The 6,414-nt window shown below is 70.5% G+C and carries 5 protein-coding genes and 1 pseudogene; 3 read left to right on the top strand and 3 right to left on the bottom strand.

The window, feature by feature from the left end:
• From K8638_RS10755 to K8638_RS10745, 3 genes and pseudogenes are all read left to right on the top strand, one after another.
• Window positions 1-978 (top strand): annotated as a pseudogene (locus tag K8638_RS10755) (type VI secretion system tip protein VgrG); the annotation flags it as partial.
• A 37-nt stretch (window positions 979-1,015) separates the two neighbouring features.
• The gene (locus tag K8638_RS10750; protein WP_223754367.1) at window positions 1,016-3,031 is read left to right on the top strand and encodes an amidohydrolase; all 2,016 of its coding nucleotides are present in this window, start codon (window positions 1,016-1,018) and stop codon (window positions 3,029-3,031) included.
• 12 nt (window positions 3,032-3,043) lie between these two features.
• Complete coding sequence (locus tag K8638_RS10745; RefSeq protein WP_223754366.1) at window positions 3,044-4,264, top strand: hypothetical protein; 1,221 nt, start codon at window positions 3,044-3,046, stop codon at window positions 4,262-4,264.
• Between the two features lie 12 nt (window positions 4,265-4,276).
• Here the strand turns inward: K8638_RS10745 and K8638_RS10740 are convergent, their stop codons facing one another.
• The 3 genes from K8638_RS10740 to K8638_RS10730 all read right to left on the bottom strand — a co-directional run bounded on the left by K8638_RS10740 (window position 4,277) and on the right by K8638_RS10730 (window position 6,403).
• The gene (locus tag K8638_RS10740; RefSeq protein ID WP_223754365.1) at window positions 4,277-5,392 is read right to left on the bottom strand and encodes a glycerate kinase; all 1,116 of its coding nucleotides are present in this window, start codon (window positions 5,390-5,392) and stop codon (window positions 4,277-4,279) included.
• Window positions 5,389-5,778, bottom strand: coding sequence for a hypothetical protein (locus tag K8638_RS10735; protein ID WP_223754364.1), 390 nt, complete (start codon window positions 5,776-5,778; stop codon window positions 5,389-5,391). The genes K8638_RS10740 and K8638_RS10735 overlap by 4 nt, the downstream gene beginning before the upstream one ends.
• Before the next feature lie 124 nt (window positions 5,779-5,902).
• Complete coding sequence (locus K8638_RS10730) at window positions 5,903-6,403, bottom strand: YkgJ family cysteine cluster protein (protein ID WP_223754363.1); 501 nt, start codon at window positions 6,401-6,403, stop codon at window positions 5,903-5,905.
• Window positions 6,404-6,414: the final 11 nt, after the last annotated feature.

Genomic DNA, 6,414 nt, shown 5'->3' with positions numbered 1-6,414 from the left:
GAGAACGACAAGGACCAGCAGGTGCGTGGCTTCGAGGACCTGCTGGTGAAGAAGGACCGCAAGCGCACGGTGGAGGGCAACCAGGAGCTGCGCGTGGGCGGCGACGACGTCAGCGTGGTGGAGGGCAACCAGACGCTGCTGGTGCAGAAGAACCGCGACACCCGGACGACGCAGTCCCATGACGAGTCCGTGGAGGGCAACCAGACGATGACGGTGGGAAAGAACGTCACCGTGCTGGTGACCCAGGGCGCCATGGAGAACGTGGGGGCCGCGAAGGCCACCACCATCGGCGGTGGCTACAGCGTCAACGTGGCGCTGGCCTCCAACGAGGCCACCGGCGGCGCGCGGCTGGTGGAGATTGGTGCCGCGCACACCGAGCACGTGCTGGGCTCCCGGCAGGAGATGGTGTCCAAGGACAAGCAGGTGGAGGTGGGCGCCGATTGGGACCTGCGCACCAAGGGGCAGCTCACGCTGACGGTGGGCAAGGACTGGACGGAGGAGGTTGGCAAGAAGTCCACCCTCTGGGTGACGGAGCCCATGGCCGGCCTGGCCAAGAAGTTCGAGCTGAAGGCCGATACCTTCAACCTGCTCGTCGGCGGCAACCTCATCCTGAAGATGGAGAAGGCCGGCAACAAGGTGACGTTCGCCCTGAAGACGCTCACCATCGACGGCAAGGAAGTGAAGATAAAGGGCGGGAAGGTGAAGATGGAGGCGGCCGGCTCGCTGAAGAGCGACTCCCGCGAGGCGGCGGAGCTGGAGCACTTCAAGGACCCGGATCCCGTCAAGGTGGAGTTCACGCTCAAGGACACCGACGGCAACCCCATCAAGGACCAGCCCTTCGAGCTGCACATGCCCGACGGCACCATCAAGAAGGGCCGCGTGGATGGCAGTGGCAAGGGCGTTGTGGAGAAGGTTCCCCCCGGCGACTACCGAGTCGTCTTCCCGGAGATGACAGGACGCGTGAACAAGGGCGCCTGAAGCCGCTCCCGCACGCCCCCCTTCCGACAGGCCATCGATGGAAACGTACATCGTCCAGAACGGCGACTCCCCCGACTCAATCGCTCAGAAGTTCGGGTTCAAGGAGTGGAAGCTCATCTACGAGCACCCGGACAACGGCGCGCTGCGCTCCACGCGCGGCGCCAACGAGGTGAAGGCGGATGACCGGGTCATCATCCCGGACCTGCCGGAGTCCAACATCTCCGCCGGAGGCCCGGCGAACCTCATCGCCACCTCCGGCAAGGCCATCGTGCTGCCGCCCGTCCACTACGACGCGCACATGCACATCATGAGCGGCAACTGCACGCCCATGCCCGCGCTCGTGCAGATGATGGCGGACAAGGGGCTCGGGTGGGCCATCGGCACGGGCACCAGCCGCACCAAGGTGAACCGGCTGGGCTGGTGGGGCGCGCAGGTGCCGTTCGGTCTGGCCCCCACCATCGGCGACCTGTCGCACCGCAACACGCTGCGCATCGGCCAGGAGGCCGTGCGGTCCAACAACAGCCTCGTCGAGGACACCCTCCAGGTGGTGGCGGACGGCATGGGCGGGGCACAGACCTACGAAATCCCCGCCCCCCTGCGCGCCTACGCCTCCACGAAGGGGCACTACGACGCCCGCGCCTCGTACCTGGGCATGAGCATCGTCCTCACCATGGACATGGACTACTGCCACCTGGCCGGCTACCAGGGCGAGCCCGTCTACAGCTCGCAGCAGACGGAGGACGGGCCGCGCATCACCTATTACTGGCGCACGGAGCCCGACAAGGTGGGGGAGAAGATCACCGCGAGCTCCGACGAGGCGGACCTTCACGAGACGTGGCTCCAGCAGGTCCGCTTCACCGAGCAGGCCGCGGCGGAGAACCCGTTCCGCCTGCTGCCGCTCTACCACTTCGAGCCGCGCCGCTACATCAAGAGCGCCGACAAGACGATGCCCTTCAAGAAGGTGGTGACCGCCTCCCAGGCCGGCGCCTTCGTGGGCTTCAAGATGTACACGCCCCAGGGCTACATGCCCCAGGAGCGCCACGCGCCGGTGAAGGATGTCCTGAGCTGGTTCTTCGCCGAGTGCGCGAAGAAGGACATCCCCATCATGACCCACTGCACGCCGTCGGGCTTCTACACGCACGAGCGGCGCTTCTACCTGGAGAACGAGCCGGACAAGGCCATCCGCGAGAACCCCAAGTACTGGCCCCCGGCGGAGAAGCTCAAGGCCGCGGACGAGAACATCCGCAAGGCGCGCGAGCACCTGAAGGCGCTGGAGCAGAGCTGGCAGCGGCACATCCCCCTCAAGCTCCGCTCCGCCCGCGGCGACATCGAGGACGCCATCGAGGAGAAGGAGAAGCTGCTGAACCCGGGGCGGATGCGCTACTTCTACGAGAACTACGTCCACCCCGAGGCGTGGCGGCCGGTGCTCAAGGCCAACCCCCAGCTCCGCTTGTGCCTGGCGCACTTCGCCAGCGACGGCAGCTTCTGGAACTGGCGCAAGGGGCTCACCGTCAAGACGGACGGCCAGAAGATTCCGTACGACAAGAGCTGGATTGGCTCCATCGTCGAGCTCTGCAAGGAGTACGAGAACTTCTACACGGACATCTCGTACCTGGACTTGATGGAAGACGAGAAGTGGAAGCTGCTGCTCCACATCCTCAAGACGAGCCCGTGGATGTTGAAGAAGGTCATGTTCGGCACGGACTGGTACATGATTACCGCCGAGCCGGTGGAGTACGCGGACTGGTACACCCGGACCATCCGCGGGCTGGAGTTCATCCAGAAGCAGCTGCCCACGCAGGTGAACCTCTTCACCCAGTTCGCCATGGTGAACCCGACGCGCTTCTACCGGCTGATGGACGTGGGGCCGAAGATGAAGGAGGGGCTCAAGGCCCTCCAGGGGCGCCTCAAGGTGAAGGGGCCGCCCGCGCAGCAGCTCGAGGACAACTTCACGACGCTGATGAGGCTGAAGCAGCCGTTGGAGCAGATTGACAAGGCCGGAGGGCTGGCCAGCGGCCCCCTCACGTACACCGCCACGCAGAAGATGAAGTAGGAGCTCCGGGCCATGACTCTCGACAACGCCGGCGGCGGTGGTGGTGGCAAGGCGCCGCCTCCACCCAAGGACCCCTTCCTGCTGTCTCCCGGTCTGCCCGCGCCCGCCGCGCCCCTGAAGACGCCCTTCCCCTTCCCGTGGAACAAGGTGGCCCTGCTCGTGCCGGCCCCGGTGCCGGACGCGGTGGCGGTCATCACGCTGGATGACAAGCTGTGGCTGCTGCAACTGGGGGACGAGAAGCCACGCCCGGTGGAGGTGGACGACGAGTACCTGGAGCAGGTGTCCGGCGGGACGCTGCGTGCGTTGCAGCCTCCGATGCCGGGGCAGCTCGCCTATCTCCAGTCGCGCCGCCTGGTGGTGTACGACCTCAAGTGGCAGAAGGCGCAGACGTGGAGCATGGCGAACATCCTGGAGGAGATGGGTGTTCGCGGGAGCTGGGTGTCCCGGGAGCCGCTGGTGTTCGTCGTGGAGCTGGAGGACACCACGCACTACCTCGACGAGGACCGCCTCGACTTCCGGCTGCGCAGCTTCCGCCTGCAGGGCGAGAAGCGGGTGGAGCTGGGCTCGCTGGCGCTGGGCTCGGTGGTGGGCGCGGTGAAGTGGGACGCGGGTGCCGGGCTGGTGGCGGTGCAGCGGCCGGGCGCCGCGCTGGAGCTGTACGGGCCCGACCTGGGCAAGCCGCAGCCGGAGCACCCGCTGGCGCTGGCCCTGCGCAAGCTGGCGGTGGACGGCCTCTCCGTGCAGTCCCTGTTGCTGCACCCCGCGCGCCCGGTGGCGCTGGTGGCGCTGGGCCGGGAGACTCCCCCGGCAAGCGGCGAGAAGGGCGAGAAGAAGGAGGCCGCGGAGCCCGGCGTCTGGCGGATTGCCTGGGGCCCGGAGGCCGCCGCGCCGGTGCGGCTCGCGAAGTACGCCGATGGAGAGACGCTGACCCTCGGCGCGCTCTCGCCCGAGGACGACTGGGTCTCCTATTCGCTGGAGGGCGCGGGCCGCACGCACCTCTACGCGCAGCAGGTGGGCGCCGTGCCGGGCAGGCCGCTGGCGCTCGGCGTGGTGCCGGAGTCCGGCGTGGAGCTGCTCTGGACGGGAGGCAAGACGTCGCTCGTCATGTACGACTCGGCGAAGGACGCGCTCACCCGCTGGCGCCTGGAGGGGCTGTCGCCCCCCGCGAAGCCTCCCGCGGCGGCGCCGAAGCCGCTGAAGGAGAAGGGGAAGGACGCGGGCGCCACGGGGTAGCCGGCGTGGGGCTCAGCGCCCCTTGAGGCGCGCCGCGGCCCAGCGCGCGGTGGCCTCGCACAGCACCTTCGAGGCCGGCTCTCCGGGCTGCGCCTGGGAGGCCAGCTCCACCACCTCGTGGAAGAGGTCCAGCTCCAGCCCGTCCTCGCGCTTCACGCTGCCGGCGAAGAGCACCACCGGCGTGCCGTGCTCGCGGGCCAGCCGCGCCAGCCCGCCGGGGCCCTTGCCCAGCGACGTCTGCCGGTCGAAGCGGCCCTCGCCCGTGAGCACCACGTCCGCCAGCAGCACCCGCCGCTCCAGCCCCAGTGCGCGGGACACCAGCTCGTAGCCGGGCACCAGCCGCGCGCCCGCCAGCGACACCAGCCCGAAGCCGAAGCCGCCCGCCGCGCCCGCGCCGGGCCAGCCCACCGCCCTGTCCCCGACGACGGACGCCAGGTGCGCCAGCGCCGCCTCCAGCTCCTCCACCGCCGCCGCGTCCGCGCCCTTCTGCGGGCCGAAGAGGCGCGCCGCTCCGTCCGGCCCCAGCAGCGGTGAGGTGACGTCCGTGGCGCCCAGCAGCTCCACCGTGCCCAGCTTCGGGTGCACGCCGCTCGCGTCCACCCGGGCGAGCCCGGAGAGCGCCGCGCCCCCGGGCGGCAGCGGCTGCCCGTGCGCGTCCAGGAAGCGGTAGCCCAGCGCGGACAGCGCGCCCGTGCCCGCGTCCGTGGTGGCGCTGCCTCCCAGGCCCAGGATGATGCGCTCGCAGCCCGACTCCAGCGCCGAGCGCAGCAGCTCGCCCGTGCCGTACGTGGAGGCCCCACGCGCGTCCCGCGCCTCCGGCGGCACGAGCGACAGGCCGGAGGCCGCCGCCATCTCCACCACCGCGATGCGCCCGTCATCCAGCAGCGCCCAGCTCGCCTCCACGGGCGCGCCCAGCGGCCCGCGCACCACCTGCCGGCGGCGCTCGCCCCGGGTGCCCGCCAGCAGCGCGTCCACGGTACCGGGGCCGCCGTCCGCCAGCGGCGCGACGTCCAGCACCACCTCCGGCGAGGACTCACGTATGCCCTTCGCCATCGCCTCCGCGGCCTCGGCGGCGGTGAGGGTTCCCTTGAATTCCTGCGGTGCGACGAGCCAGCGGGGAGAAATCACGGAGAAGGCACCGACTCCTTCCTGGGAGCATCCGAAGGTGTCTCGGGCGGCGGGGCGGGGCGTACGTCCAGCCCGCCCTCGGGCAGGGCCAGGGACTCGCAACGCTCCGCGGTCCCCACCTGCACGCAGCGCTCGTCCGAGCGACACCGGCCTCGGCAGGGCAGGGGAAGGCAGTAGCCGGTGGCCGCGTCACACGCGGTGCCCACCGGGCAGTTGGCGTAGCAGCCTCCGGCGGCGCGCTGCACGGCGGCGCTGCCCATGGCGATGCCCGTGTTGATGAGGGCATCGGCGACGGCACCACCGCCACCGCCCTGGCAGCCCACGACGGCGCCCGCGACCAGCATCGCCACGGTGAGCCATCGCCGCTTCCCTACCGCCCTCATCATCCTTCTCCTACCTGAGCCCGACCCACGGCATACCACCGCCCCGGCCGTCCTGATCCGCGGTTCCGCACGCGCCCGATACAGGTGTTCTTGAATTCCCGCGATGCCGCGAGTCTGGAGGGCTGAATCACGGCGGGGCGTCACTTTCCGTGGCGGAAGCCCACGCCTCGGCGTGCCACTCCAGCAGGGGGCGCGGGGCCTTCAGCTCCGGGGCCACGCGCTGGGACACGCGCTCCAGGCGCTCCAGCAGCGCGCCCACCGTCTCCGCCGGCTGGCGCGCCGGGCCGCGGATGCGCTCGCAGAAGAAGGTGCGGCAGCCGAAGGGCCGGTCCGCGTACACCGTGCAGCGCCGGCCCGCGGCGTCCAGGAAGGGACAGCCCCCGTCCTCGCGCGGCGGGGGCAGCGGGCGGCCCCGGGCCAGCAGCTCCCACTCAGGCCGCCAGAGCCACGGTTGGCGGCCCGTCCGCGCGAGCTGGCAGCACTCGCCGCTGGCCGGACACGAGAAGGGGGCGTAGGCCGCGTCCGCCTGGCGGTAGACGGTGCGCACCTCCTTCAGTGCGCGCTCCCGCTCGCGGGTGCCTCCCGCCGGCGACTCGTCCTCCTGCTCGTCCCAGTCCCGCGTCCGCATGACTTCGTTGT

The organism is Myxococcus sp. RHSTA-1-4, assembly GCF_020037125.1.
Lineage (GTDB): Bacteria > Myxococcota > Myxococcia > Myxococcales > Myxococcaceae > Myxococcus.
This window is presented reverse-complemented; position numbering and strand designations above follow the sequence as displayed.